General features: G+C 59.5%; 37 protein-coding genes. 36 read left to right on the forward strand and 1 reads right to left on the reverse strand.

The features are described 5' to 3' along the window. Positions 1–61 precede the first annotated feature (61 nt). The 36 genes from recQ to dsbD all read left to right on the forward strand — a co-directional run bounded on the left by recQ (position 62) and on the right by dsbD (position 23,875). Positions 62–1,909: a DNA helicase RecQ gene (recQ, locus tag HHL14_RS23160; RefSeq protein ID WP_169499942.1), complete on the forward strand. Its 1,848-nt coding sequence runs from the start codon at positions 62–64 to the stop codon at positions 1,907–1,909. A gap of 243 nt (positions 1,910–2,152) precedes the next feature. Then, positions 2,153–2,533, forward strand: a complete 381-nt coding sequence (gene rpsL, locus HHL14_RS23165; protein ID WP_006053290.1) for a 30S ribosomal protein S12 — start codon at positions 2,153–2,155, stop codon at positions 2,531–2,533. Positions 2,534–2,714: 181 nt separating this feature from the next. Beyond that, positions 2,715–3,185: a 30S ribosomal protein S7 gene (rpsG, locus tag HHL14_RS23170; RefSeq protein ID WP_006053291.1), complete on the forward strand. Its 471-nt coding sequence runs from the start codon at positions 2,715–2,717 to the stop codon at positions 3,183–3,185. Positions 3,186–3,317: 132 nt separating this feature from the next. Beyond that, positions 3,318–5,420, forward strand: a complete 2,103-nt coding sequence (fusA, locus tag HHL14_RS23175; protein WP_169499943.1) for an elongation factor G — start codon at positions 3,318–3,320, stop codon at positions 5,418–5,420. Positions 5,421–5,468: 48 nt separating this feature from the next. Then, positions 5,469–6,659 carry an elongation factor Tu gene (gene tuf, locus HHL14_RS23180; RefSeq protein ID WP_169499934.1) on the forward strand — a complete coding sequence of 397 codons (1,191 nt, stop codon included), beginning with the start codon at positions 5,469–5,471 and terminating at the stop codon, positions 6,657–6,659. A gap of 136 nt (positions 6,660–6,795) precedes the next feature. Next, positions 6,796–7,107, forward strand: a complete 312-nt coding sequence (rpsJ, locus tag HHL14_RS23185) for a 30S ribosomal protein S10 (RefSeq protein ID WP_017777154.1) — start codon at positions 6,796–6,798, stop codon at positions 7,105–7,107. Between the two features lie 201 nt (positions 7,108–7,308). After that, the gene (gene rplC, locus HHL14_RS23190) at positions 7,309–7,968 is read left to right on the forward strand and encodes a 50S ribosomal protein L3 (RefSeq protein WP_169499944.1); all 660 of its coding nucleotides are present in this window, start codon (positions 7,309–7,311) and stop codon (positions 7,966–7,968) included. Continuing rightward, on the forward strand, positions 7,968–8,588 hold the full coding sequence (gene rplD, locus HHL14_RS23195; RefSeq protein WP_007180136.1) for a 50S ribosomal protein L4: 621 nt from the start codon (positions 7,968–7,970) through the stop codon (positions 8,586–8,588). The genes rplC and rplD overlap by 1 nt, the downstream gene beginning before the upstream one ends. After that, positions 8,585–8,899 carry a 50S ribosomal protein L23 gene (rplW, locus tag HHL14_RS23200; protein ID WP_169499945.1) on the forward strand — a complete coding sequence of 105 codons (315 nt, stop codon included), beginning with the start codon at positions 8,585–8,587 and terminating at the stop codon, positions 8,897–8,899. Before rplD ends, rplW begins: the two co-directional genes overlap by 4 nt. Positions 8,900–8,901: 2 nt before the next feature. Then, a complete protein-coding gene (gene rplB / locus HHL14_RS23205) occupies positions 8,902–9,729 on the forward strand; it encodes a 50S ribosomal protein L2 (protein WP_169499946.1) in 828 nt (275 codons plus the stop codon). 10 nt (positions 9,730–9,739) lie between these two features. Continuing rightward, complete coding sequence (rpsS, locus tag HHL14_RS23210; RefSeq protein ID WP_027797286.1) at positions 9,740–10,015, forward strand: 30S ribosomal protein S19; 276 nt, start codon at positions 9,740–9,742, stop codon at positions 10,013–10,015. 12 nt (positions 10,016–10,027) lie between these two features. After that, a complete protein-coding gene (gene rplV / locus HHL14_RS23215) occupies positions 10,028–10,357 on the forward strand; it encodes a 50S ribosomal protein L22 (protein WP_007730533.1) in 330 nt (109 codons plus the stop codon). Positions 10,358–10,368: 11 nt separating this feature from the next. Then, positions 10,369–11,172: a 30S ribosomal protein S3 gene (gene rpsC, locus HHL14_RS23220; protein WP_169499947.1), complete on the forward strand. Its 804-nt coding sequence runs from the start codon at positions 10,369–10,371 to the stop codon at positions 11,170–11,172. A 2-nt stretch (positions 11,173–11,174) separates the two neighbouring features. Further along, positions 11,175–11,591 (forward strand): 50S ribosomal protein L16, encoded by a 417-nt coding sequence (gene rplP / locus HHL14_RS23225; protein ID WP_008923342.1) that lies wholly within the window; start codon positions 11,175–11,177, stop codon positions 11,589–11,591. Between the two features lie 10 nt (positions 11,592–11,601). Beyond that, a complete protein-coding gene (gene rpmC, locus HHL14_RS23230) occupies positions 11,602–11,796 on the forward strand; it encodes a 50S ribosomal protein L29 (protein ID WP_007180130.1) in 195 nt (64 codons plus the stop codon). Next, complete coding sequence (rpsQ, locus tag HHL14_RS23235; RefSeq protein WP_007180129.1) at positions 11,793–12,065, forward strand: 30S ribosomal protein S17; 273 nt, start codon at positions 11,793–11,795, stop codon at positions 12,063–12,065. Before rpmC ends, rpsQ begins: the two co-directional genes overlap by 4 nt. A 290-nt stretch (positions 12,066–12,355) precedes the next feature. After that, positions 12,356–12,724 (forward strand): 50S ribosomal protein L14, encoded by a 369-nt coding sequence (rplN, locus tag HHL14_RS23240; RefSeq protein ID WP_006998478.1) that lies wholly within the window; start codon positions 12,356–12,358, stop codon positions 12,722–12,724. Between the two features lie 9 nt (positions 12,725–12,733). Continuing rightward, positions 12,734–13,042, forward strand: coding sequence for a 50S ribosomal protein L24 (rplX, locus tag HHL14_RS23245; protein ID WP_008923340.1), 309 nt, complete (start codon positions 12,734–12,736; stop codon positions 13,040–13,042). Between the two features lie 16 nt (positions 13,043–13,058). Further along, complete coding sequence (gene rplE / locus HHL14_RS23250) at positions 13,059–13,598, forward strand: 50S ribosomal protein L5 (RefSeq protein WP_169499948.1); 540 nt, start codon at positions 13,059–13,061, stop codon at positions 13,596–13,598. Positions 13,599–13,605: 7 nt separating this feature from the next. Beyond that, on the forward strand, positions 13,606–13,911 hold the full coding sequence (rpsN, locus tag HHL14_RS23255) for a 30S ribosomal protein S14 (protein WP_006052215.1): 306 nt from the start codon (positions 13,606–13,608) through the stop codon (positions 13,909–13,911). A 14-nt stretch (positions 13,912–13,925) separates the two neighbouring features. Then, complete coding sequence (gene rpsH / locus HHL14_RS23260; RefSeq protein ID WP_006052216.1) at positions 13,926–14,321, forward strand: 30S ribosomal protein S8; 396 nt, start codon at positions 13,926–13,928, stop codon at positions 14,319–14,321. Between the two features lie 18 nt (positions 14,322–14,339). Beyond that, a complete protein-coding gene (gene rplF / locus HHL14_RS23265; RefSeq protein WP_169499949.1) occupies positions 14,340–14,870 on the forward strand; it encodes a 50S ribosomal protein L6 in 531 nt (176 codons plus the stop codon). Positions 14,871–14,882: 12 nt separating this feature from the next. Continuing rightward, positions 14,883–15,248: a 50S ribosomal protein L18 gene (gene rplR, locus HHL14_RS23270; RefSeq protein ID WP_008923336.1), complete on the forward strand. Its 366-nt coding sequence runs from the start codon at positions 14,883–14,885 to the stop codon at positions 15,246–15,248. Between the two features lie 14 nt (positions 15,249–15,262). Next, positions 15,263–15,781 carry a 30S ribosomal protein S5 gene (rpsE, locus tag HHL14_RS23275; RefSeq protein WP_134197254.1) on the forward strand — a complete coding sequence of 173 codons (519 nt, stop codon included), beginning with the start codon at positions 15,263–15,265 and terminating at the stop codon, positions 15,779–15,781. Between the two features lie 11 nt (positions 15,782–15,792). After that, positions 15,793–15,975, forward strand: a complete 183-nt coding sequence (gene rpmD, locus HHL14_RS23280; protein WP_169499950.1) for a 50S ribosomal protein L30 — start codon at positions 15,793–15,795, stop codon at positions 15,973–15,975. A 29-nt stretch (positions 15,976–16,004) separates the two neighbouring features. Then, positions 16,005–16,439, forward strand: a complete 435-nt coding sequence (gene rplO, locus HHL14_RS23285; RefSeq protein ID WP_062128337.1) for a 50S ribosomal protein L15 — start codon at positions 16,005–16,007, stop codon at positions 16,437–16,439. A gap of 46 nt (positions 16,440–16,485) precedes the next feature. Beyond that, complete coding sequence (secY, locus tag HHL14_RS23290) at positions 16,486–17,832, forward strand: preprotein translocase subunit SecY (RefSeq protein WP_169499951.1); 1,347 nt, start codon at positions 16,486–16,488, stop codon at positions 17,830–17,832. 8 nt (positions 17,833–17,840) lie between these two features. Continuing rightward, entirely contained in the window at positions 17,841–18,059 is a 219-nt protein-coding gene (infA, locus tag HHL14_RS23295; protein WP_004521905.1) for a translation initiation factor IF-1, read from the forward strand. Between the two features lie 20 nt (positions 18,060–18,079). Then, positions 18,080–18,196 (forward strand): 50S ribosomal protein L36, encoded by a 117-nt coding sequence (gene rpmJ / locus HHL14_RS23300; RefSeq protein WP_004199844.1) that lies wholly within the window; start codon positions 18,080–18,082, stop codon positions 18,194–18,196. Positions 18,197–18,237: 41 nt separating this feature from the next. After that, positions 18,238–18,603, forward strand: a complete 366-nt coding sequence (gene rpsM / locus HHL14_RS23305) for a 30S ribosomal protein S13 (RefSeq protein WP_013589830.1) — start codon at positions 18,238–18,240, stop codon at positions 18,601–18,603. A 28-nt stretch (positions 18,604–18,631) separates the two neighbouring features. Next, positions 18,632–19,036 carry a 30S ribosomal protein S11 gene (gene rpsK, locus HHL14_RS23310; RefSeq protein WP_006052224.1) on the forward strand — a complete coding sequence of 135 codons (405 nt, stop codon included), beginning with the start codon at positions 18,632–18,634 and terminating at the stop codon, positions 19,034–19,036. 146 nt (positions 19,037–19,182) lie between these two features. Next, complete coding sequence (rpsD, locus tag HHL14_RS23315) at positions 19,183–19,806, forward strand: 30S ribosomal protein S4 (protein WP_169499952.1); 624 nt, start codon at positions 19,183–19,185, stop codon at positions 19,804–19,806. 124 nt (positions 19,807–19,930) lie between these two features. Continuing rightward, positions 19,931–20,908, forward strand: coding sequence for a DNA-directed RNA polymerase subunit alpha (locus tag HHL14_RS23320; RefSeq protein WP_075303258.1), 978 nt, complete (start codon positions 19,931–19,933; stop codon positions 20,906–20,908). A 180-nt stretch (positions 20,909–21,088) separates the two neighbouring features. Then, entirely contained in the window at positions 21,089–21,481 is a 393-nt protein-coding gene (rplQ, locus tag HHL14_RS23325; protein ID WP_075303257.1) for a 50S ribosomal protein L17, read from the forward strand. Positions 21,482–21,669: 188 nt separating this feature from the next. Beyond that, on the forward strand, positions 21,670–22,002 hold the full coding sequence (gene cutA / locus HHL14_RS23330; protein WP_169499953.1) for a divalent-cation tolerance protein CutA: 333 nt from the start codon (positions 21,670–21,672) through the stop codon (positions 22,000–22,002). Further along, positions 21,995–23,875 carry a protein-disulfide reductase DsbD gene (gene dsbD, locus HHL14_RS23335; protein ID WP_169499954.1) on the forward strand — a complete coding sequence of 627 codons (1,881 nt, stop codon included), beginning with the start codon at positions 21,995–21,997 and terminating at the stop codon, positions 23,873–23,875. Before cutA ends, dsbD begins: the two co-directional genes overlap by 8 nt. Before the next feature lie 154 nt (positions 23,876–24,029). Here dsbD and hemB read toward each other — a convergent pair whose 3' ends face one another. After that, positions 24,030–25,028 (reverse strand): porphobilinogen synthase, encoded by a 999-nt coding sequence (gene hemB, locus HHL14_RS23340; protein ID WP_169499955.1) that lies wholly within the window; start codon positions 25,026–25,028, stop codon positions 24,030–24,032. Between the last annotated feature and the right edge of the window lie 253 nt (positions 25,029–25,281).

Raw genomic sequence — 25,281 nt, forward strand, 5'->3', positions numbered from 1 at the left:
GCGTTGGTAAAATTCGTGTCACTGCTTAAAAGCCGCCCCTTTCGCCGCCTCTCTCAAATTCATGTCCCGTCCGCTCGAAATCCTCAACGAAGTCTTCGGTTATCCCGCATTCAGAGGCCAGCAGGGCGAAATTGTCGAACACGTCGCCGATGGCGGCGATTGCCTCGTGTTGATGCCGACAGGCGGCGGCAAATCGCTGTGTTACCAGATTCCGTCGCTGGTGCGGCGCGAACGCGGCTTCGGTACGGGCATCGTGGTGTCGCCGCTGATCGCGTTGATGCAAGACCAGGTGGCCGCGCTGACCGAAGTCGGCGTGCGCGCTGCATATCTGAACTCGACGCTGTCGAGCGCGGAAGCGATGGCGACCGAGCGCGCGCTGCGCGACGGCGACATCGACCTGCTGTACGTGGCGCCGGAACGGCTGATGACGCCGCGCTTTCAGGAGTTGCTCGAGCGCACGCGCATCGGCCTCTTCGCGATCGACGAAGCGCATTGCGTGTCGCAATGGGGGCACGATTTCCGGCCCGAATATATCCAGCTGTCGGTGCTGCACGAGCGCTTTCCTGACGTGCCGCGCATCGCGCTTACGGCTACCGCGGACGCGATCACCCGCGACGAAATCATTCACCGCCTCGCGCTCGATGATGCGCGCGTGTTCGTGTCGAGCTTCGACCGGCCGAACATCCGCTACCGGATCGTCGAAAAGGACAATGCGCGTACGCAGTTGCTGGACTTCATCCGCGCGGAACATACGAAGGCAGATGGTACGACCGACGCGGGTGTCGTCTATTGCCTGTCGCGCCGCAAGGTCGAGGAGACCGCGGAGTGGCTGAAGGAAAAGGGCATGCGCGCGCTGCCGTATCACGCCGGTATGGAATTCGAGGTGCGTCAGAAGCACCAGGAGATGTTCCAGCGCGAGGAAGGCATCGTGATGTGTGCGACGATCGCGTTCGGCATGGGGATCGACAAACCTGACGTGCGGTTCGTCGCGCATCTGGACCTGCCGAAGAGCGTCGAAGGGTACTACCAGGAAACCGGCCGCGCGGGCCGCGACGGCATGCCGTCGAACGCGTGGATGGCCTACGGGCTCGGCGACGTTGTGCAGCAGCGCAAGATGATCGACGAGTCCGAAGCCGACGAGGCGCACAAGCGCGTGCAGACCGGCAAACTCGACGCGCTGCTCGGTCTGTGCGAAACGGCGACGTGCCGGCGTGTGCGGCTGCTCGCGTACTTCGGCGAAGCGAGCCAGCCATGTGGCAACTGCGACAACTGCCTCGAACCGCCGCCGACGTGGGATGGGACACGCGAGGCGCAGATGGCGCTGTCGTGCGTGTTTCGCGCGCAACGGGCGAGCGGCTTTCACTTCGGCGCCGGCCATCTGATCGACATTCTGCGTGGCAATCGTAGCGAGAAAATCATGCAGCGCGGCCACGAGAAACTGACCACGTTCGGTATCGGTGCGGCGCTCGGCGAGCCGGAATGGCGCGCGGTGTTTCGCCAGCTCGTCGCGTTCGGCTATCTAACGGTCGATCACGAGGGCTTTGGCTCGCTGGTGCTGACGGAGGCGAGCAAGCCGGTGCTCAAGGGCGAGCAGAAAGTCACGATGCGCCGCTACGTGAAACCGACGCGCACGCGGCAGTCGTCCGGCCGCACGAGCGAGCGCGCCGATCCGACGATCGGCATGGGCCCGCGCGAGCGCGCCCGCTGGGAGCGTCTGCGCATGTGGCGAACCGAAACCGCGAAGAGCGACGGCGTGCCGGCGTACGTGATTTTTCACGACGCGACGCTTGCGGAAATTGCCCGGCTTGGCCCCGGTTCGATCGACGATCTGCGTGGCATTCCCGGTATGGGCGCGCGTAAGCTCGATCGTTTCGGCTACGAATTGCTGCACGTCGTGGCCGCGGACTGACCCCGGCCGACCTTTGCCCGGCGGTTTTCATGGATCCACAGGGTGCGAAACATCGCAACCTGTTGACTCCCTTAGTATTTTCGGAATATTATGCTAGGTTCCGGTTCTTGGAATGCCCACGCACGGCTTGAGTTAACAAAAACGAGTCGTGCATGAGCAGGCCAGCTGGAAGTTCGATGCGCAGGCGTTTCCGCTTTGCCCGGAAACAGATGCGTCGATTTTGTTCAATTTCAGGAATAAACAATGCCAACCATCAATCAACTGGTTCGCAAAGGCCGCACGTCGGAAACGACGAAGAGCAAGAGCCCGGCCTTGCAGGACTGCCCCCAGCGTCGCGGCGTGTGCACCCGTGTGTACACCACGACGCCGAAGAAGCCGAACTCGGCACTCCGTAAGGTCGCCAAGGTTCGTCTGACGAATGGCTTCGAAGTCATTTCGTACATCGGTGGTGAAGGCCACAACCTGCAGGAACACTCGGTCGTGCTGATTCGCGGCGGCCGTGTGAAGGACTTGCCAGGTGTGCGTTACCACATGGTTCGCGGCTCGCTGGATACCCAGGGCGTCAAGGATCGTAAGCAGGCTCGCTCGAAGTACGGTGCGAAGCGTGCCAAGGCTGGCAAGTAATTAGCCGGTCAGTCGTAGTTTCAGGTCGCCTGCACAGGCGGTTAATGGCGATGGTGCCGGAATAGTCGGTGCTATCGAGTAAGTGGTCACCCGACCAGGCTGGTAAGTCTTACGGATGAATCGGGTTAGTTGGTGGCCGCGGGGCTATGAATAGCTCCAACTGAAAAGTAAAGGAAGAAACATGCCGCGTCGTCGCGAAGTCCCCAAGCGGGAAGTGTTGCCGGATCCGAAGTTCGGTAACGTTGATGTAGCAAAGTTCATGAACGTGCTGATGCTCTCCGGCAAGAAGTCGGTTGCCGAGCGTATAGTGTACGGCGCTTTCGAACAGATCCAGACCAAGGGTGGCAAGGACCCGCTGGAAGTGTTCACGGTGGCGCTCAACAACGTCAAGCCGGTGGTCGAAGTGAAGAGCCGCCGCGTTGGTGGTGCGAACTATCAGGTTCCGGTCGAAGTGCGCCCGTCGCGTCGTATGGCATTGGCGATGCGTTGGCTGCGTGAAGCCGCGAAGAAGCGCAGCGAGAAGTCGATGGCCCTGCGTCTGGCAGGTGAACTCTCCGAAGCGGCCGAAGGCCGTGGCGGCGCGATGAAGAAGCGCGACGAAGTTCACCGGATGGCAGAAGCCAACAAGGCGTTCTCGCACTTCCGTTTCTAAGCTTCCCGACTTCGGGTTTAGCGGAAAAACGGAAAGAAATTCCGGGCGGGTGCGCTTCAAAAGCGCCTCGCCCGTTTGTGTTACAGCGCGATGGGTATTTCTCGCATCGCGTCATCCCAATAGAGGATCAAAGTGGCTCGCAAGACTCCTATCGAGCGCTACCGTAACATCGGTATTAGCGCTCACATCGACGCCGGCAAGACGACGACGACCGAGCGCATTCTGTTCTACACGGGCGTGAACCACAAGATTGGTGAAGTTCACGACGGCGCTGCCACCATGGACTGGATGGAGCAGGAACAGGAACGCGGTATCACGATTACCTCCGCTGCCACGACGGCATTCTGGAAGGGTATGGCTGGCGACCGCGCCGAGCACCGCATCAACATCATCGACACCCCGGGCCACGTCGACTTCACGATCGAAGTCGAGCGTTCGATGCGCGTGCTCGACGGCGCGTGCATGGTCTACTGTGCTGTGGGTGGCGTTCAGCCCCAGTCGGAAACCGTGTGGCGTCAGGCGAACAAGTACAAGGTTCCCCGTCTCGCGTTCATCAACAAGATGGACCGTACCGGCGCGAACTTCTTCAAGGTCTACGACCAGCTCAAGCTGCGTCTGAAGGCGAACCCGGTTCCCGTCGTCGTGCCGATCGGCGCGGAAGAGAACTTCACGGGCGTCGTCGATCTGCTGAAGATGAAGGCGATCATTTGGGACGACGCGTCGCAAGGCACCAAGTTCTCGTACGAAGACATCCCGGCTGAACTGGTCGATTCGTGCAACGAATGGCGCGAAAAGATGGTCGAGGCGGCTGCTGAGTCGAACGAAGACCTGATGAACAAGTACCTGGAAGAGGGCGAGCTCTCCGAAGCGGAAATCATCAAGGGTCTGCGCGACCGTACGATCGCTTGCGAAATCCAGCCGATGCTGTGCGGCACCGCGTTCAAGAACAAGGGCGTGCAGCGTATGCTCGACGCCGTTCTGGACTTCCTGCCGTCGCCGATCGACATTCCGCCGGTTACCGGCGAACTCGAAAACGGTGAAAAGGGCGAGCGTCGCGCATCCGACGACGAAAAGTTCTCGGCACTGGCATTCAAGATCATGACCGACCCGTTCGTCGGCCAGTTGATCTTCTTCCGCGTGTACTCGGGCGTCGTCAATTCGGGCGACACGGTGCTGAACGCGACCAAGGACAAGAAGGAACGTCTCGGTCGTATTCTGCAGATGCACGCGAACCAGCGCGAAGAAATCAAGGAAGTGCGCGCAGGCGACATCGCTGCAGCAGTGGGCCTGAAGGAAGCAACCACGGGTGACACGCTGTGCGATCCGCAAAGCCCGATCGTGCTCGAACGCATGATTTTCCCGGAGCCGGTGATTTCGCAGGCTGTTGAGCCGAAGACGAAGCCCGACCAGGAAAAGATGGGTCTGGCGCTGAACCGTCTGGCACAGGAAGATCCGTCGTTCCGCGTTCAAACGGACGAAGAATCGGGCCAAACCATCATTTCGGGTATGGGCGAGCTCCACCTCGAAATTCTGGTTGATCGTATGAAGCGCGAATTCGGCGTGGAAGCAACGGTCGGCAAGCCGCAGGTTGCTTACCGCGAAACGATTCGCGGCAAGGCGGAAGACGTTGACGGCAAGTTCGTCAAGCAGTCGGGTGGTCGCGGCCAGTACGGTCACGCGGTCATCACGCTCGAGCCGAACGAGCAGGGCAAGGGCTACGAGTTCCTCGACGAGATCAAGGGCGGTGTGATTCCGCGCGAATACATCCCGGCGGTGGACAAGGGTATCCAGGAAACGTTGAAGGCAGGCGTGCTGGCAGGCTTCCCGGTTGTCGACGTCAAGGTTCACCTGACGTTCGGTTCGTACCACGACGTTGACTCGAACGAAAATGCGTTCCGCATGGCCGGTTCGATGGCGTTCAAGGAAGCAATGCGCAAGGCTCAACCGGTCATCCTCGAACCGATGATGGCTGTTGAAGTCGAAACGCCGGAAGACTACATGGGCAACGTGATGGGCGACCTGTCGGGCCGTCGCGGTATCGTTCAGGGCATGGACGACATGGTTGGCGGCGGCAAGATCGTCCGCGCAGAAGTGCCGCTGTCGGAAATGTTCGGCTACTCGACGTCGCTGCGTTCGCTGACCCAAGGTCGTGCAACGTACACGATGGAGTTCAAGCACTACGCTGAAGCACCGCGTAACGTGTCGGAAGCGATCATCAACGCCAAGTCGAAGTAATCGCGCGGCAAAGTCATTCAACGATTAACTTTCTGAAAGAAGAGAAACATGGCTAAAGGTAAATTCGAACGGACCAAGCCGCACGTGAACGTGGGCACGATCGGTCACGTTGACCACGGCAAGACCACGCTGACGGCAGCGATCACGACGGTTCTGACGCAGAAGTTCGGCGGCGAAGCGAAGGCATACGACCAGATCGACGCAGCACCGGAAGAAAAGGCACGTGGTATTACCATCAACACTGCGCACGTCGAGTACGAAACGGCTAACCGCCACTACGCACACGTCGACTGCCCGGGCCACGCTGACTACGTGAAGAACATGATCACGGGCGCAGCGCAGATGGACGGCGCAATCCTGGTGTGCTCGGCTGCAGACGGCCCGATGCCGCAAACGCGTGAGCACATCCTGCTGGCGCGTCAGGTTGGCGTTCCGTACATCATCGTGTTCCTGAACAAGTGCGACATGGTGGACGACGCTGAGCTGCTGGAACTCGTCGAAATGGAAGTTCGCGAACTTCTGTCGAAGTACGACTTCCCGGGCGACGACACGCCGATCATCAAGGGTTCGGCCAAGCTGGCGCTGGAAGGCGACAAGGGCGAGCTGGGCGAAGTGGCGATCATGAGCCTGGCCGACGCACTGGACACGTACATCCCGACGCCGGAGCGCGCGGTTGACGGTGCGTTCCTGATGCCGGTGGAAGACGTGTTCTCGATCTCGGGTCGCGGCACGGTGGTGACGGGTCGCGTTGAGCGCGGCATCATCAAGGTCGGCGAAGAAATCGAAATCGTCGGTATCAAGGCGACGGCGAAGACGACCTGCACGGGCGTGGAAATGTTCCGCAAGCTGCTCGACCAGGGTCAGGCAGGCGACAACGTTGGTATCCTGCTGCGCGGCACGAAGCGTGAAGACGTGGAGCGTGGTCAGGTTCTGGCGAAGCCGGGCTCGATCAACCCGCACACGCACTTCACGGCTGAAGTGTACGTGCTGAGCAAGGACGAAGGTGGCCGTCATACGCCATTCTTCAACAACTACCGTCCGCAGTTCTACTTCCGTACGACGGACGTGACGGGCTCGATCGAGCTGCCGAAGGACAAGGAAATGGTCATGCCGGGCGACAACGTGTCGATCACGGTGAAGCTGATCAACCCGATCGCGATGGAAGAAGGTCTGCGTTTCGCAATTCGCGAAGGCGGCCGTACGGTCGGCGCTGGTGTGGTTGCAAAGATTCTCGAGTAAAATCACGGATTGATCTTGTAGTACATGCAGTAGTGGTGCCCGGAGTCGGGCGCCCGCCCCAAGCGGGACGCCCGGTTCTACGTTCTTTTACTATCTGGCGGCGCAATACCGCCTCGCTCTTTTCAAGGAATTCGTCATGCAGAATCAGAAAATCCGCATTCGCCTGAAGGCTTTCGACTATCGCCTGATCGATCAATCGGCAGCTGAAATCGTCGACACGGCAAAGCGGACTGGCGCAATCGTTCGTGGTCCGGTGCCCCTGCCGACCCGCATTCAACGCTTCGACATCCTGCGTTCGCCGCACGTCAACAAGACGTCGCGCGACCAGCTTGAAATCCGCACGCACCTGCGCCTGATGGACATCGTCGATCCGACGGATAAGACCGTCGATGCGCTGATGAAGCTGGATCTGCCGGCCGGCGTGGACGTTGAAATCAAGCTGCAGTAAGGCTTCCAGCCCTTGTCTGGTAAGCCGGACGGCGCTAAGTCATTGATTGCTTGCGAAAAACGAAACGGCTCGCTATAATAGTGGGCTTTTCGCGCATTTGCGTAAAAAAGTCGGCGTGCTGCAGCATGGTTTCATGCCCGAAACGGCGCCGGCATTTTGTAAATTAGCCCCGACCAATCGCAGTCGGGAATGGAGAAAACGATGAGCCTTGGACTCGTAGGTCGCAAGGTTGGCATGACCCGTATCTTCACGGCTGAAGGGGATTCGATTCCCGTCACCGTGCTGGACGTGTCCGACAACCGCGTGACGCAGATCAAGACTGTTGAAACCGACGGCTACACGGCCGTGCAGGTTACCTTCGGTACGCGCCGTGCATCGCGTGTGACGAAGCCGCTGGCAGGTCATCTCGCCAAAGCTGGCGTTCAAGCCGGTGAAATCCTCAAAGAATTCCAGATCGATGCCGCTAAGGCTGCCGAGCTGTCGAGCGGCACCGTGGTTGGTCCCGAGCTGTTCGAAGTAGGCCAGAAGGTCGACGTGCAAGGCGTGTCGATCGGTAAGGGCTACGCCGGTACCATCAAGCGTTACAACTTCGCGTCTGGCCGTGCATCGCACGGTAACTCGCGCTCGCACAACGTGCCGGGCTCGATCGGTATGGCGCAGGATCCGGGTCGTGTTTTCCCGGGTAAGCGCATGACCGGTCACATGGGTGACGAGAAGGTAACGGTGCAAAACCTCGAAATCGCTCGTATCGACGCTGACCGCAAGCTGTTGCTGGTCAAGGGCGCCGTTCCGGGTGCGAAGGGTGGCAAGGTATTCGTTACGCCGGCCGTGAAGACGCGTGCCGTGAAAGGAGCGAAATAATGGAACTTAAGCTCCTGAATGCCAATGGTCAGGAAGGTGCAGGCGTTAGCGCGTCGGACGTCGTGTTCGGCCGCGATTACAACGAAGCCCTGATTCACCAGGTCGTGGTGGCGTATCAAGCGAATGCCCGTAGCGGCAACCGTGCGCAGAAGGATCGTGAGCAGGTCAAGCACACGACCAAGAAGCCGTGGCGCCAGAAGGGTACGGGCCGCGCTCGTGCCGGTATGTCGTCGAGCCCGCTGTGGCGCGGCGGTGGCCGTATCTTCCCGAATTCGCCGGAAGAAAACTTTTCGCACAAGGTCAACAAGAAGATGCATCGCGCAGGTCTCTGCTCGATCTTCTCGCAGCTGGCCCGCGAAGGCCGTATCTCGGTGGTCGACGAGCTGACGCTCGAAGCACCGAAGACGAAGCTGCTGGCCGAAAAATTCAAGGCGATGGGTCTCGACTCCGTGCTGGTGATTACCGACACGGTTGACGAAAACCTGTACCTCGCGTCGCGCAACCTCGCCCACGTGGCGGTTGTCGAGCCGCGTTACGCCGACCCGCTGTCGCTGATCTACTTCAAGAAGATCCTGATCACGAAGGCTGCGGTCGCCCAGATCGAGGAGTTGCTGTCATGAGCGAGATTCGCAAGAACGATCATCGTTTGATGCAGGTCCTGCTCGCGCCGGTGGTCTCCGAAAAGGCGACGCTGGTTGCTGACAAAAACGAGCAGGTTGTGTTCGAAGTCGCGCCGGATGCCACGAAGCAGGAAGTGAAAGCTGCAGTCGAGCTGCTGTTCAAGGTGGAAGTCGATTCCGTCAACGTGCTGGTCTCGAAGGGCAAAGCCAAGCGCTTTGGCCGCTTCATGGGCAAGCGCAAGGACGTGAAGAAGGCGTACGTCTGCCTGAAGCCCGGCCAGGAAATCAACTTTGAAGCGGAGGCCAAGTAATCATGGCAATCGTTAAAGTTAAGCCGACTTCGCCGGGTCGCCGCGCGATGGTCAAGGTGGTCAACAAGGATCTGCATAAGGGCAAGCCGTTCGCAGCGCTGCTCGATTCGCAATCCTCGACCGCCGGCCGTAACAACAACGGTCACATCACCACGCGTCACAAGGGTGGTGGTCACAAGCATCACTATCGTGTCGTCGACTTCCGTCGCACGAAGGATGGTATTCCGGCAAAGGTCGAGCGTCTCGAGTACGACCCGAACCGTAGCGCGAACATCGCGCTGGTTCTGTACGCAGACGGCGAGCGTCGCTACATCATCGCTCCGAAGGGTGTCACCGTCGGTCAGCAACTGATGTCGGGTTCGGAAGCGCCGATCCGCGCAGGTAACACGCTGCCGATCCGCAACATTCCGGTTGGTACGACGATTCACTGCATCGAAATGCTGCCGGGCAAGGGCGCGCAAATGGCGCGTTCGGCTGGTACGTCGGCAATGCTGCTGGCACGCGAAGGCGTCTACGCGCAGGTTCGTCTGCGTTCGGGCGAAATCCGCCGCGTGCACGTTGAGTGCCGCGCCACGATCGGTGAAGTGGGCAACGAAGAGCATAGCCTCCGTCAAATCGGTAAGGCTGGCGCGAACCGCTGGCGCGGTATCCGCCCGACGGTGCGTGGCGTTGCAATGAACCCGGTCGACCACCCGCACGGTGGTGGCGAAGGCAAGACTGCGGCTGGTCGCGATCCGGTAAGCCCGTGGGGCACGCCGGCGAAGGGCTATCGCACCCGCAGCAACAAGCGCACGACGAGCATGATCGTCCAGCGCCGTCACAAGCGTTAAGGAGTAGGCAATGGCACGTTCTATTAAGAAAGGTCCGTTCTGCGACGCCCATTTGCTGAAGAAGGTTGAGGCGGCTGCAGCTACGCGCGACAAGAAACCGATCAAGACCTGGTCGCGTCGTTCGACGATCCTGCCGGACTTCATCGGCCTGACGATCGCCGTTCATAACGGCCGTCAACACGTTCCGGTGTATGTCACGGAAAACATGGTCGGCCACAAGCTTGGCGAGTTCGCACTGACCCGTACGTTCAAGGGTCACGCGGCCGACAAGAAGGCCAAGAAATAAGGGGCTATCAAGATGGAAGTGAAAGCAATTCATCGCGGTGCCCGCATCTCGGCGCAGAAAACGCGCCTTGTGGCTGACCAGATCCGCGGTTTGCCGGTCGACAAGGCGCTGAACGTTCTGACGTTCTCGCCGAAGAAGGCTGCGGGAATCGTGAAAAAGGTCGTGCTGTCGGCGATCGCGAATGCGGAGCACAACGAAGGCGCCGATATCGACGAGCTCAAGATCACGAGCATCTACGTCGACAAGGCAGCGTCGCTCAAGCGTTTTACCGCGCGCGCTAAAGGCCGTGGTAACCGCATCGAGAAGCAATCCTGTCACATCACTGTGACGGTCGGGAATTAAGGGGTCATACGATGGGACAGAAAATTCATCCGACTGGCTTCCGTTTGGCCGTCAGCCGCAATTGGGCTTCGCGTTGGTACGCGAACAACAACAATTTCGCGGCGATGTTGCAGGAAGACATCGGTGTTCGTGAATACCTGAAGAAGAAGCTGAAGAACGCGTCCGTCGGCCGCGTTGTGATCGAGCGTCCTGCAAAGAACGCACGTATCACGATTTTCAGCTCGCGTCCGGGTGTCGTGATCGGCAAGAAGGGTGAAGACATCGAACTGCTGAAGTCCGAGCTGCAAAAGCGCATGGGCGTCCCGGTTCACGTCAACATCGAAGAAATCCGCAAGCCGGAAACCGATGCGCAACTGATCGCTGATTCGATCACGCAGCAGCTCGAGCGCCGGATTATGTTCCGCCGCGCGATGAAGCGTGCGATGCAGAACGCGATGCGTCTGGGTGCCCAAGGCATCAAGATCATGAGCGCAGGCCGTCTGAACGGTATCGAAATCGCTCGTACGGAATGGTATCGCGAAGGTCGCGTGCCGCTTCATACGCTGCGTGCTGATATCGACTACGCGACGTCGGAAGCAAAGACGACGTACGGCATCATCGGCGTGAAGGTGTGGGTCTACAAGGGCGACACGCTCGGCCGCAACGACGCACCGGTGGTCGAAGAAGTCGCCGAAGAAAAGCGTCCGCGCCGCAACGCACGTCCGGGTGGCGATCGCCGTCCGCGTCGTGATGGTGAAGGTGGTGGCCCGGCAGGTGCACGCCGTGGCGCTCCTCGTCGTACCGGCGGTGCCGGCGACGGGAAGACTGGAGAATAACGATGCTGCAACCGAAACGCAGAAAGTATCGCAAAGAGCAGAAAGGTCGTAACACCGGCGTTGCTACCCGCGGCAACGCGGTGTCGTTCGGTGAATTCGGCCTGAAGGCTGTCGGTCGTGGCCGTCTGACCGCGCGCCAGATCGAAGCGGCGCGTCGTGCAATGACGCGTCACATCAAGCGCGGTGGCCGCATCTGGATCCGGATCTTCCCGGACAAGCCGATCTCGACCAAGCCGGCGGAAGTGCGTATGGGTAACGGTAAGGGTAACCCGGAGTACTACGTCGCTGAGATTCAACCGGGCAAGATGCTGTACGAAATGGACGGCGTAACCGAAGAACTGGCACGCGAAGCGTTCCGTCTGGCTGCAGCGAAGCTGCCGCTGAAGACGACGTTTATCGTTCGTCAGCTCGGCGCCTAAGGAGCAAATGATGAAGGCTTCCGAACTTCACCAGAAAGATCAGGCCGCGCTCAACAAGGAGCTGTCGGACCTGTTGAAGGCGCAATTCGGCCTGCGCATGCAACTCGCGACCCAGCAGCTCACGAACACGAGCCAGCTGAAGAAGGTTCGTCGCGACATCGCACGTGTGCGGACCGTCCTGACTGAGAAGGCGAACCAGAAATGAACGATAGCGTAAAAACCTCGCTCAAGCGGACGCTGGTCGGCAAGGTCGTCAGCAACAAGATGGACAAGACGGTTACCGTGCTGGTCGAGCACCGCGTGAAGCACCCGATCTACGGCAAGTACGTTGTGCGTTCGAAGAAGTACCACGCGCACGACGATGCGAACACGTACAACGAGGGCGACCTCGTTGAAATCCAGGAAACTCGTCCGATTTCGAAGACGAAAGCTTGGGTTGTGGCTCGCCTGGTCGAGGCTGCTCGCGTCATCTAATGTCGCACCGCTGTAGAAGTAATTGAAATCGCAGTAGATTTCGCTTGCAAGACCGAGATTATTTGTTATAATCTCGGTCTTCCCTCTTTATGGGAGCCCCGTCGCGGGCGAAGTTGGTGGGGGAAGCGGATCGGGCGCCAGCCTGTTCCGAAGGATTCACCGGATTGCGATGGCGGGTTTCGTTTGCCGTCGCTGCTGTTCTAACCCAAGCAGCCGATTGGCTGACGGGACCAAGACTGACCGGGAAGCGCCATGGTGGTGTGACCGGATTAAGTTGGGAAAGATAAACCATGATCCAGACCGAAACTCGGCTTGAAGTGGCCGACAACACGGGTGCACGTGAAGTCATGTGCATCAAGGTGCTCGGCGGCTCGAAGCGTCGTTATGCCAGCATTGGCGACATCATCAAGGTGACTGTCAAAGAGGCAACGCCGCGCGGGCGCGTGAAGAAAGGCGAAATCTACAACGCCGTGGTGGTTCGCACCGCCAAGGGCGTGCGCCGTCAGGACGGCTCGCTGATCAAGTTCGACGGCAACGCAGCTGTGTTGCTCAACACCAAGCTCGAACCGATCGGTACCCGTATTTTCGGGCCTGTCACGCGCGAGTTGCGTAGCGAACGATTCATGAAGATCGTTTCGCTGGCGCCAGAAGTGCTGTAAGGAGTCGCGATGAACAAGATTCGCAAAGGTGACGAAGTTATCGTCATCACCGGCAAAGATAAGGGCAAGCGTGGCGTTGTGCTGGCCGTTCACGGCGAGACCGTGACTGTCGAGGGCATCAACCTCGTCAAGAAGCACGTCAAGCCGAACCCGATGAAGGGTACGACTGGCGGTGTGGAAGCCAAGACGATGCCGCTGCAAATTTCGAACGTCGCATTGGTCGACGCGAATGGCAAGCCATCGCGTGTAGGCATCAAGGTCGAAGGGGACAAGAAGGTTCGTTTCCTGAAGACGACCGGTGCCGTGCTGAGCGCCTGACGCTGCGGAGTAAAAAATGGCTCGTTTGCAAGAGTTTTACAAAGAAAAGGTTGTACCCGTTCTCGTCGAGAAGTTCGGTTACAAGTCCGTGATGGAAGTGCCGCGCATCACCAAGATCACCCTGAACATGGGCCTTGGCGAAGCCGTCGCTGACAAGAAGATCATCGAAAACGCTGTTGGCGATCTGACGAAGATCGCAGGTCAGAAGCCGGTGATCACGAAGGCACGCAAGGCAATTGCTGGCTTCAAGATCCGTCAGGGCTATCCGATCGGCGCAATGGTCACCCTGCGTGGCCAGGCTATGTACGAATTCCTGGACCGTTTCGTGACGGTTGCGCTCCCCCGTGTGCGCGACTTCCGTGGCGTGTCGGGCAAGGCGTTCGACGGTCGCGGCAACTACAACATCGGTGTGAAAGAGCAGATCATTTTCCCCGAAATCGACTACGACAAGATCGACGCACTGCGTGGGCTGAACATCAGCATCACGACGACTGCGAAGACTGACGACGAAGCAAAGGCTCTGCTCGCCGGCTTCAAGTTCCCGTTCAGAAACTGAGGTTACCGTGGCTAAACTGGCACTGATCGAACGTGAAAAGAAGCGTGCTCGCCTCGCTGCTAAGTACGCTCCCAAGCGTGCAGAGTTGAAGGCGATCATTGGCGATATGAGCAAGTCGGACGAAGAGCACTACGCCGCACGTCTGGAACTGCAACAATTGCCGCGCAACTCTAATCCGACTCGTAAGCGCAACCGCTGCGCAATTACCGGTCGTCCGCGTGGCACGTTCCGTAAATTCGGGCTGGCGCGTAACAAGATTCGTGAAATCGCGTTCCGCGGCGAGATCCCTGGCCTGACCAAGGCGAGCTGGTAATAGGAGAAACATAAATGAGCATGAGTGATCCTATCGCCGATATGCTGACTCGCATCCGCAATGCGCAGATGGTCGAGAAAGTTTCGGTGACTATGCCCTCGTCGAAAGTCAAGGTTGCGATTGCGCAGGTCCTGAAGGACGAAGGTTATATCGACGATTTCGCAGTGAAGTCCGAAGGTGCGAAGTCGGAATTGAACATCGTGTTGAAGTATTACGCTGGCCGTCCGGTCATCGAGCGCATCGAACGCGTCTCGAAGCCTGGTCTGCGTGTGTACCGCGGCCGTAACGACATCCCCGTGGTCATGAATGGCCTGGGCGTGGCAATCGTGTCGACGCCGAAGGGCGTGATGACGGACCGCAAGGCACGTGCAACGGGCGTTGGCGGCGAAGTCATCTGCTACGTCGCTTAAGGCCGAAAGGAGAGAAACATGTCTCGAGTAGGTAAGAGCCCGATCGCGCTGCAAGGCGCCGAAGTGGCCCTGAGCGGCGAAAGCATCACTGTCAAGGGTCCGTTGGGTACGATTTCGCAGGCTGTTAATAGCCTCGTGAAGGTGGTGAACGACAACGGCACGCTGAAGTTCGAGCCGGTCGACGAAAGCCGCGAAGCGAATGCGATGTCGGGCACGATGCGCGCACTGGTTGCGAACATGGTGCACGGCGTGACGAAGGGTTTCGAGCGCAAGCTGACGCTGGTTGGCGTTGGTTACCGCGCACAGGCGCAAGGCGACAAGCTGAACCTGTCGCTGGGTTTCTCGCACCCGGTGGTGCACCAGATGCCTACCGGCATCAAGGCTGAAACCCCGTCGCAAACCGAAATCGTGATCAAGGGGATCAACAAGCAACAAGTCGGTCAGGTCGCTGCAGAAGTGCGCGGCTACCGTCCGCCGGAGCCGTATAAGGGCAAGGGCGTACGTTATTCCGACGAGGTTGTGATCCTCAAAGAAACGAAGAAGAAGTAAGGGTGCGCAATCATGGATAAGACTCAATCTCGCCTGCGCCGCGCTCGTCAGACGCGTATCAAGATCGCTGAGCTGCAGGTCGCGCGTCTCGCCGTGCATCGCACGAACACGCACATCTATGCGCAAGTGTTCTCGCCGTGCGGCACCAAGGTGCTCGCCAGCGCGTCGACGCTCGAAGCCGAAGTGCGTGCGCAACTGGCCGATCAATCGGGCAAGGGCGGCAACGTTGCTGCTGCGACCCTGATCGGTAAGCGCATTGCAGAAAAGGCTAAGGCTGCCGGCATCGAATCCGTCGCCTTCGACCGTTCGGGTTTCCGTTACCACGGCCGCGTGAAAGCGCTGGCTGATGCGGCGCGCGAAGCCGGACTCAAGTTCTAAGGGAAGAATTCGTCATGGCAAAGATGCAAGCTAAAGTTCAGGCTGACGAACGCGACGACGGCCTTCGTGAAAAGATGATCTCGGTCAACCGCGTGACCAAGGTCGTGAAGGGTGGCCGTATTCTCGGCTTCGCTGCACTGACCGTGGTTGGCGACGGTGATGGCCGCGTCGGTATGGGCAAGGGCAAGGCGAAGGAAGTGCCGGTCGCTGTCCAGAAGGCGATGGAACAGGCTCGCCGCAACATGTTCAAGGTGCCGCTGAAGAACGGTACCCTGCAACACGAAGTGCACGGTAAGCACGGCGCATCGATGGTCCTCCTGGCTCCGGCCAAGGACGGTACCGGTGTGATCGCTGGTGGCCCGATGCGCGCAGTGTTCGACGTGATGGGCGTGCAGAACGTTGTGGCCAAGAGCCACGGTTCGACGAACCCGTACAACCTCGTTCGTGCGACGCTCGACGGCCTGCGCAAGCAGTCCACGCCGGCCGACATCGCTGCGAAGCGTGGCAAGTCCGTCGAAGACATTCTGGGCTAAAGGTGGACACCATGTCTGAAAAAATTGTCAAGGTCCAGCTCGTCAAGAGCCTGATCGGCACCCGTGAATCGCACCGCGCAACGGTGCGTGGCTTGGGCCTGCGCCGACTCAACTCGGTTAGCGAGTTGCAGGACACGCCGGCTGTGCGAGGCATGATCAACAAGGTTTCGTACCTCGTTAAGGTCATCGGCTAAGCGGCTGACCAGGACTCAAGGAGTTGATAATGGAATTGAATAACCTGAAGCCGGCTGAAGGCGCGAAGCACGCAAAGCGTCGCGTTGGTCGCGGCATCGGCTCCGGCCTCGGCAAGACCGCTGGCCGTGGTCACAAGGGTCAGAAGTCGCGTTCGGGCGGCTTTCACAAGGTTGGCTTCGAAGGCGGTCAGATGCCGCTGCAACGTCGCCTGCCGAAGCGTGGCTTCACCTCGCTGACGAAGGAATTCGTCGGTGAAGTGCGTCTCTCGGATATCGAGAAGCTGCCGGTCGACGAAATCGATCTGTTGGCTCTCAAGCAAGCCGGCCTGGTCGGCGAGCTGATCCGTAGCGCCAAGATCATCGCGACGGGCGAGCTCAAGCGCAAGGTCGTTGTGAAGGGTCTGGGTGCGACGAAGGGCGCACGTGCTGCTATCGAAGCAGCTGGCGGCTCTTTTGCCGAGTAACGCGCAAATTATTTGCCGTCACTAGCATTTGCATCGGAGAAGGTACTTGGCTAACAGCCCGAGTCTCGCAAAACCCGGTCGCAGCGCGGCGAAGTTTGGCGATCTGCGTCGGCGAGCAGTGTTCCTGCTGCTGGCGTTGATCGTCTACCGTATCGGCGCGCACATTCCGGTGCCGGGTATCGACCCGGACCAACTGGCGAAGTTGTTTCAAAGCCAGTCGGGCGGCATCCTTGGCATGTTCAACATGTTCTCGGGTGGCGCACTTTCGCGGTTCACGATTTTCGCGCTGGGGATCATGCCGTATATTTCGGCGTCGATCATCATGCAGTTGCTGGCGATTGTCTCGCCGCAACTCGAAGCGCTGAAAAAAGAAGGGCAGGCAGGTCAACGGAAGATTACGCAGTACACGCGTGTCTTTACGGTCGTGCTGGCAACGTTCCAGGCGTTCGGTATTGCCGTCGCACTGGAAAATCAGCCGGGCCTCGTGATCGATCCGGGTATGGTGTTCCGCTTGACGACGGTCGTGACGCTGGTGACCGGCACGATGTTCCTGATGTGGCTGGGTGAGCAGATCACGGAGCGCGGGCTTGGCAACGGTATCTCGATCATCATTTTCGGCGGCATTGCGGCGGGTTTCCCGAACGCAATCGGTGGTCTCTTTGAACTGGTGCGAACTGGTTCGATGAGCATCATCTCGGCGATTATCGTCGTCGCGCTGATTGCTGCTGTGACGTATCTGGTGGTGTTCATCGAACGCGGCCAGCGCAAGATTCTTGTGAACTACGCGAAACGGCAGGTTGGCAACAAGATTTACGGCGGCCAGTCTTCGCATTTGCCGCTGAAGCTGAACATGTCGGGCGTGATTCCGCCGATCTTCGCATCGTCGATCATTCTCTTCCCGGCAACCATCCTGAACTGGTTTAGTTCGGGGTCGCGTACCAGCTGGTTCGCAGACACGTTGCACAACGTGGCCGAAGCCCTGAAGCCCGGTCAGCCCGTGTACGTGTTGCTGTACGCGTTGGCGATCGTTTTCTTCTGCTTCTTCTACACCGCACTGGTGTTCAACAGCAGGGAAACGGCCGACAACCTGAAAAAGAGTGGCGCTTTCGTTCCTGGCATCCGCCCGGGCGATCAGACGGCGCGATATATCGACCGCATCCTCACGCGTTTGACGCTGGCCGGTGCGATCTACATCGTGTTCGTTTGCCTGCTACCCGAATTTCTGGTGCTGCGCTGGAACGTGCCGTTTTATTTTGGTGGAACGTCGCTGCTGATCATTGTCGTCGTCACAATGGATTTCATGGCGCAGGTGCAGTCGTACGTTATGTCGCAACAGTATGAATCGCTGCTGAAGAAAGCTAATTTCAAAGGCGGCGGCGTCCCGATGCGTTGAAAGGACTTATGGCCAAAGACGATGTTATCCAGATGCAGGGCGAAGTAATTGAGAACCTGCCTAACGCTACCTTCAGGGTGAAGCTGGAAAACGGCCATGTCGTATTGGGACACATATCCGGCAAGATGCGGATGCACTACATCCGGATTCTGCCGGGCGACAAGGTGACGGTTGAATTGACGCCTTACGATCTGTCGCGTGCGCGGATCGTGTTCCGGGCGAAGTGATTTGAAAAAAGGGTAATATCATGAAAGTGATGGCATCGGTTAAGCGCATTTGCCGCAATTGCAAGATCATCAAGCGCAAAGGCGTTGTGCGCGTGATTTGCAGCTCTGATCCGCGCCACAAACAGCGTCAAGGCTGAACGCCGCGCTTTTGCTTGCGCTTTTTGTTTGAGGAAAAACAATGGCTCGTATCGCAGGGGTTAACATCCCGAATCACCAGCATACCGAAATCGGCCTGACGGCTATTTACGGTGTCGGCCGCACGCGCTCGCGCGACATTTGCGTCGCTGCTGGTGTGGCATTTTCGAAGAAGGTCAAAGACCTGACTGACGCAGACCTCGAAAAGCTGCGTGAAGAAGTCGGCAAGTTCATCGTTGAAGGCGATCTGCGCCGTGAAACGACGATGAACATCAAGCGCCTGATGGATCTCGGCTGCTATCGTGGCGTGCGGCATCGTAAGGGTCTCCCCCTGCGCGGCCAGCGTACGCGTACGAATGCCCGTACGCGCAAGGGTCCGCGTCGTGCAGCGCAATCGCTGAAGAAGTAAGCGGAACTGACAGTTACAGGAAAACGTAATGGCTAAGGCTTCGAACAACTCCGCGGCGCAACGCGTTCGCAAGAAGGTCAAGAAGAACGTCGCCGAGGGCGTGGTTCACGTTCACGCGTCGTTCAACAACACCATCATCACGATCACCGACCGTCAAGGCAACGCGCTTGCCTGGGCAACGTCGGGTGGCCAGGGCTTCAAGGGTTCGCGTAAGTCGACCCCGTTTGCAGCTCAGGTTGCAGCTGAATCGGCTGGTCGCGTGGCGATGGAATACGGCGTGAAGAACCTCGAAGTGCGGATCAAGGGCCCCGGTCCTGGCCGTGAATCGGCGGTGCGCGCGTTGCATGGTCTTGGCATCAAGATCACCGCGATCTCCGACGTGACGCCGGTCCCGCACAACGGCTGCCGTCCGCCGAAGCGTCGTCGTATCTAAGACGCTGTTTCGCGAATGCCTGTTGCCGCTTTTCGCGGCGGCAGGCTGCACGCGTTATTGAATTGACTAAGTCCACCGTTCGACCCAAAGGGTTCGGACTAGCGCGAGTGCGAGCATTCGCGTGATCAATCACAGAAGGAATTAACGTGGCACGTTATATCGGCCCGAAGGCCAAGCTGTCCCGCCGTGAAGGCACCGACCTCTTCCTGAAAAGCGCCCGCCGCTCGCTCGCTGACAAGTGCAAGCTTGACAGCAAGCCCGGTCAGCACGGCCGCACGTCGGGCGCACGTACGTCCGACTACGGCACGCAGCTGCGCGAAAAGCAAAAAGTGAAGCGTATCTACGGCGTGCTCGAGCGTCAGTTCCGCCGCTACTTCGCTGAAGCAGACCGTCTGAAGGGCAACACGGGTGAAAACCTGCTGCAACTGCTCGAGTCGCGTCTGGACAACGTCGTGTATCGCATGGGCTTCGGCTCGACGCGCGCTGAAGCACGTCAGCTCGTGAGCCACAAGGCGATCACGGTGAACGGCGTCGTGTCGAACATCCCGTCGATGCAAGTGAAGGCTGGCGACGTCGTCGCTGTGCGCGAAGCGAAGAAGAAGCAGGCTCGTATCGTCGAAGCCCTGTCGCTCGCAGAACAAGGCGGCATGCCGAGCTGGGTCGCGGTCGACGCGAAGAAGTTCGAAGGTACCTTCAAGCAGAAGCCGGAACGCAGCGACATCGCTGGCGACATCAACGAAAGCCTGATCGTCGAATTGTATTCGCGGTAATCGGATTGACGGCCGGGGCGCCCCGATTGCGTTGCGCAAGGGGGCGTCTCGGCTGTTTATTTTCAGGTTGTTACCGGTCAGCCTTATCGGTGTAACGAGCCGAGGGTATTGAAAAGGAAAACCTATGCAAACCAGTTTGTTGAAGCCCAAGATCATTGCAGTTGAATCGCTTGGCGAGAGCCACGCGAAAGTGGTCATGGAACCGTTTGAACGCGGTTACGGCCACACCTTGGGTAACGCGCTTCGGCGCGTGCTGCTGTCGTCGATGGTGGGCTATGCGCCGACCGAAGTGACGATCGCAGGCGTCGTGCATGAGTATTCGACGCTCGACGGTGTGCAAGAGGATGTGGTCAACCTGTTGTTGAACCTGAAGGGTGTCGTCTTCAAGCTGCATAACCGTGACGAAGTGACGGTTACGCTGCGCAAGGACGGCGAAGGCGTGGTTACTGCCGGTGATATCGAACTCGCACACGATTGCGAAGTCATCAACCCGGATCACGTGATTGCGCATCTGTCGAAGGGCGGCAAGCTCGACGTGCAGATCAAGGTCGAAAAGGGCCGTGGCTATGTGCCGGGCAACGTGCGTCGTTACGGCGAAGAGTCGGCCAAGATCATCGGCCGTATCGTGCTGGACGCGTCGTTCTCGCCGGTTCGTCGCGTGAGCTATGCAGTCGAAAGCGCTCGTGTCGAACAGCGTACCGACCTCGACAAGCTCGTGATGAACATCGAAACCAACGGTGTGATTTCGCCGGAAGAAGCGATCCGTCAATCGGCGCGCATTCTGGTCGATCAGCTGTCGGTGTTCGCGGCGCTGGAAGGTACGGAAGCAGCTGCGGAAGCGCCGTCGCGTGCACCGCAGATCGATCCGATCCTGTTGCGTCCGGTCGATGATCTCGAACTGACGGTTCGTTCCGCGAACTGCCTGAAGGCCGAGAACATCTATTACATCGGCGACCTGATCCAGCGCACGGAAAACGAGCTGCTGAAGACGCCGAATCTGGGCCGCAAGTCGCTGAACGAGATCAAGGAAGTTCTGGCCTCGCGTGGTCTGACGCTCGGCATGAAGCTCGAAAACTGGCCGCCGGCTGGTCTCGACAAGTAATTTCGGGTGTAGCCCGCCGTCGTATTGGCGTACTGTGTACTGGCAAAGACGCGGATTTTCCTTTAAAATCCGCGTCTTGTCTTTTTTCACTACCGGCCCGTGCGCTCACTGCCGCTGTCAATGGGGCAGATCGAGCGCGATAGAAGAGCTGGACCAAAACTTTGAACTGAAGGAATTAACATGCGTCACCGTCATGGTCTGCGGAAACTGAACCGCACGAGCAGCCACCGTCTGGCAATGCTCCGTAACATGTCCAACTCGCTGATCGAGCACGAAGTCATCAAGACCACGCTGCCGAAGGCGAAAGAACTCCGTAAAGTCGTCGAGCCGCTGATCACGCTCGGCAAGAAGCCGTCGCTGGCAAATCGTCGTCTGGCGTTCAACCGCCTGCGCGATCGTGACTCGGTCACGAAGCTGTTCGACGTGCTCGGCCCGCGCTTCGCAAACCGCCCGGGTGGCTACCTGCGTATCCTGAAGTTCGGTTTCCGCGTCGGCGACAACGCACCGATGGCACTGGTCGAACTGCTCGACCGTCCGGAAGTTGAAGAAACGGAAGTGCAAGAAGCTGAGTAAGCTTTTTAGCTTCAAGAAAAAGCCAGGCGCATTGCCTGGCTTTTTTGTTTTTCGGGCCGCCGTCTGGTTGAAGTGAGTCACGCCCACCAGTTGCCAGACGCAGTGTCCGTACCATGTCGCCTTCTGCGGGCCGATAGGGCCAGGTGATACGATATCGGCATCTGAATCGTGGATTGCCGGAGTCCTGTGTGAGTGTGAACGTGACCTTGATTTTGACGACGGTGCCGGACGCGGCCGTCGCTCAGAAGCTCGCTGCGGATGCGCTGGCCGCGCGGCTGTGCGCGTGCGTCACTCAACTGGGCAGCGTGCAGTCGAGTTATCACTGGCAGGGCGCGATCGAAACCGAGCAGGAAATTCAACTGCTGTTCAAGACCAGCACCGTTCGCGCGCTCGAGCTCGAGCAATACATTCAGGCGAACCATCCCTACGACACGCCGGAAATCCTTTCATGGCAAGCGACGGCGTCCGCCGCGTACGGCCAGTGGATCACTGCTGAAACTCAACGCCCTCTCCATGTTTAACGGCCTCGACCGGCGTGCGCGCGCTGTACTGCGCACCGTATTCTTTCTGCTCGGCTGTGCGATTCTTGCGCAATTCAGCACGTTCGCGCACGCCGCTGACGATTTCCTCGATCCCTCGGTTGCGTTTAAATTCAGCGCGTCCGAAAAGCCGGGCGAGGTCCTCGTCACGTACAAGATCGCCGACGGCTACTACATGTACCGCGAGCGCTTCGCGTTCGCGACCCGCAACGGCACGGCGACGCTCGGCGAGCCCCAGTTGCCAAACGGTCACGTCAAGTTCGATCAGACGTTCAACAAGAACGTCGAGACGTATCGCAACGAATTGACGATCCATATCCCGGTCAAGCAGGCGGCGGGGCCGTTCGATCTGGCGGTGACGTCGCAGGGCTGTGCGGACGCCGGCATCTGCTATCCGCCGATGGAGCGTGTGTATCACGTGAGCGGCGCCGCGTTGCAAGCCGCCGGCAGCACAACTGCGGATGCGGCCGCCTCGCAGCAATCGGCCGCCGCCGACGACGAACCTTGGTATGAGCGCGCAACGAGTGCCGATTACGCGCAGTCGCTGCTGCAGCGAGGCGGCTTCTTCGCGATCATCGGGCTCTATTTTGTCGCAGGCGCGATTTTGAGCCTGCTGCCTTGTTCGTATCCGATGATTCCGATCCTGTCGGCAATCATCATTGGTGAAGGCGCGCGGGTCACGCGGGGGCGCGGTTTTGCGTTATCGCTGGCGTACGTGATTGGGATGGCGCTCGTGTACACGGTGCTCGGCGTCGCCGCGGCGCTTGTTGGACAAAGCCTCGGCGCATGGCTGCAAAATCCATGGGTGCTCGGTGCGTTCGGTGTTCTGCTGACCGTTTTCGCACTGCTGCTGATCGCGGGTGTCGACATCGAGATGCCGGCGCGTTGGCGCGATCGCATGTCGCGCGCCTCGGAGGGGCGTTCCGGCGGCAAATTCGCTGCGGTCGCCGTCATGGGCGCGTTGTCGGCGCTGGTGGTGGGCGCATGCATGACTGCGCCGCTCTTCGCCGTGCTCGCGTTCATCGCGCACACCGGCAACGCGGTGCTCGGTGGTGCGGCTCTGTTTTCGATGGGCCTCGGGCTTGGTGTGCCACTGCTGATCATCGGCCTTGGCGCCGGTACGCTGCTGCCGCGCGCGGGCAAGTGGATGGACAGCGTGAAGGTGTTTTTCGGCGTGGTGTTGCTTGCCGCGGCGTTGTGGATCGTCTGGCCGATGCTCGGCGCGGCCGCGACGATGCTGCTGAGCGCGCTCTGGTTGCTGATCGCCGCTGTTGCGCTCGGGCTGTTTTCGGCGCCGGTTGTTGGCGCCTCGGCGTGGCGCCGCTTCAGCCGGGCGGTCGGTGTGGTGATGGCGGTGTGGGCGGCGACGCTGCTGGTCGGTCTCGCGGCGGGATCGTCGGATCCGCTGCGGCCGCTCGCCGTGCTCGCTGCACGCGGCGGAAATCAGGCGAGCATCGCAAATGCCTCAGGCGCGAGCGCAGCGGCATCACAGAGCGATCTGACATTCGCGCAGGTACGTTCGACGGACCAGCTCGACCAGGCCGTCAAAACGGCTGCACAGCCCGCAATGCTCGATTTCTACGCAGACTGGTGCGTGAGCTGCAAGGAAATGGAGAAATTCACTTTCAGCGATCCACGTGTTCAGGCGAAGCTGAAGCAGATGAATCTGCTGCGCGCCGACGTCACCGCGAACAATCCCGACGATCAGGCGCTGCTCAAGCGCTTCAAGCTATTCGGGCCGCCGGGCATTATTTTCTTCGATCAGGGCGGCAAGGAAGTGCTGAGGGTGGTTGGCTACGAATCCGCGGATAAATTCCTGCGCACGCTGGACCGGGCTGGCGCACCGGGCGTGTAATCGACCGACTCGTTGCACTACGCAACGACCAAAGGCAACGACCGCGCAACGCTGCGATCAGCCAGAACACGGCATAAAAAAACGGAGGCGCGACCTTGATGGCCCGCCTCCGTTTTTTCATCTCGACAACCGCGCGCGATAACCGCGCATCGTCTTATTTCTGAGCGCGCAGCAGCCGCGCCGCATCGAGCGCGAAATAGGTCAGCACACCGTCAGCGCCAGCGCGCTTGAACGCGAGCAGCGATTCCATCATGACCTTGTCGTGATCGAGCCAGCCGTTTTGCGCGGCGGCTTTCAGCATCGCGTATTCGCCGCTTACCTGGTACACGTAAGTCGGGAACTGGAATTCGTCCTTCACGCGACGCACGATGTCGAGATACGGCATGCCCGGCTTCACCATCACCATGTCCGCGCCTTCGTTGATGTCCGCTTGCACTTCGCGCAGTGCTTCGTTCGAATTGGCCGGGTCCATCTGGTAGGTCATCTTGTTGCTCTTGCCGAGGTTCGTCGCGGAACCGACGGCATCGCGGAACGGGCCGTAGAACGCCGAAGCGTACTTCGCCGCGTAGGCCATGATGCGCGTGTGAATGTGGTTCTCGCTCTCGAGCATTTCGCGGATCGCGCCGATGCGGCCGTCCATCATGTCCGACGGCGCGACGATGTCGACGCCCGCTTCGGCTTGCGCACGCGCCTGCTCGACGAGGATCTCGACGGTTTCGTCGTTGATCACGTAGCCGGCTTCGTCGAGCACGCCGTCCTGGCCGTGGCTCGTGTACGGATCGAGCGCGACGTCGGTGAGCACGCCGAGCTCCGGGAAGTGCTTCTTCAGCTCGCGTACCGCGCGCGGGATCAGACCGGCCGGGTTGGCTGCCTCGCGACCGTCGGGCGTCTTCAGCGACGGCTCGATGGCCGGGAACAGCGACAGCACCGGCACGCCCAGCTCGACGCATTGTTCGGCGACACCCATCAGCAGATCGACCGACACGCGCTCGACGCCCGGCATCGACGGCACCGCCTGGCGCACGTTCGTGCCTTCGACGATGAAGACGGGGTAGATCAGATCGTTGGTGGTGAGAATGTTTTCCCGCATCATGCGACGCGAGAAGTCGTCACGGCGCATGCGGCGCGGACGATAGTGCGGGTAGAAGCTCATTATCGAATCGAAGATCGTGGATGGGTGGAGTGGACCAATGGTGCCTTGCTCCGCTCCCGGAAACTTTTCGAGACAATGGTATATCATACCGATCGAGCAAGGCGCCTTGCGCTGACCTCCCCGCTTCTCCTCCCTGAGCGGGTGCCTGTCGTTTTTTCGATTAGGCTGTTTGACCCGCCGTTCAAGCGGCGGGTTTTTTTATGGGCGGACGGAAAGTGCAGTTTCACGCTGCTGATGCCGGCATTTCACGCGT

Origin of the sequence: Paraburkholderia antibiotica (assembly GCF_012927125.1) — a bacterium.
In the GTDB taxonomy this organism is placed as follows: Bacteria; Pseudomonadota; Gammaproteobacteria; order Burkholderiales; family Burkholderiaceae; genus Paraburkholderia; species Paraburkholderia antibiotica.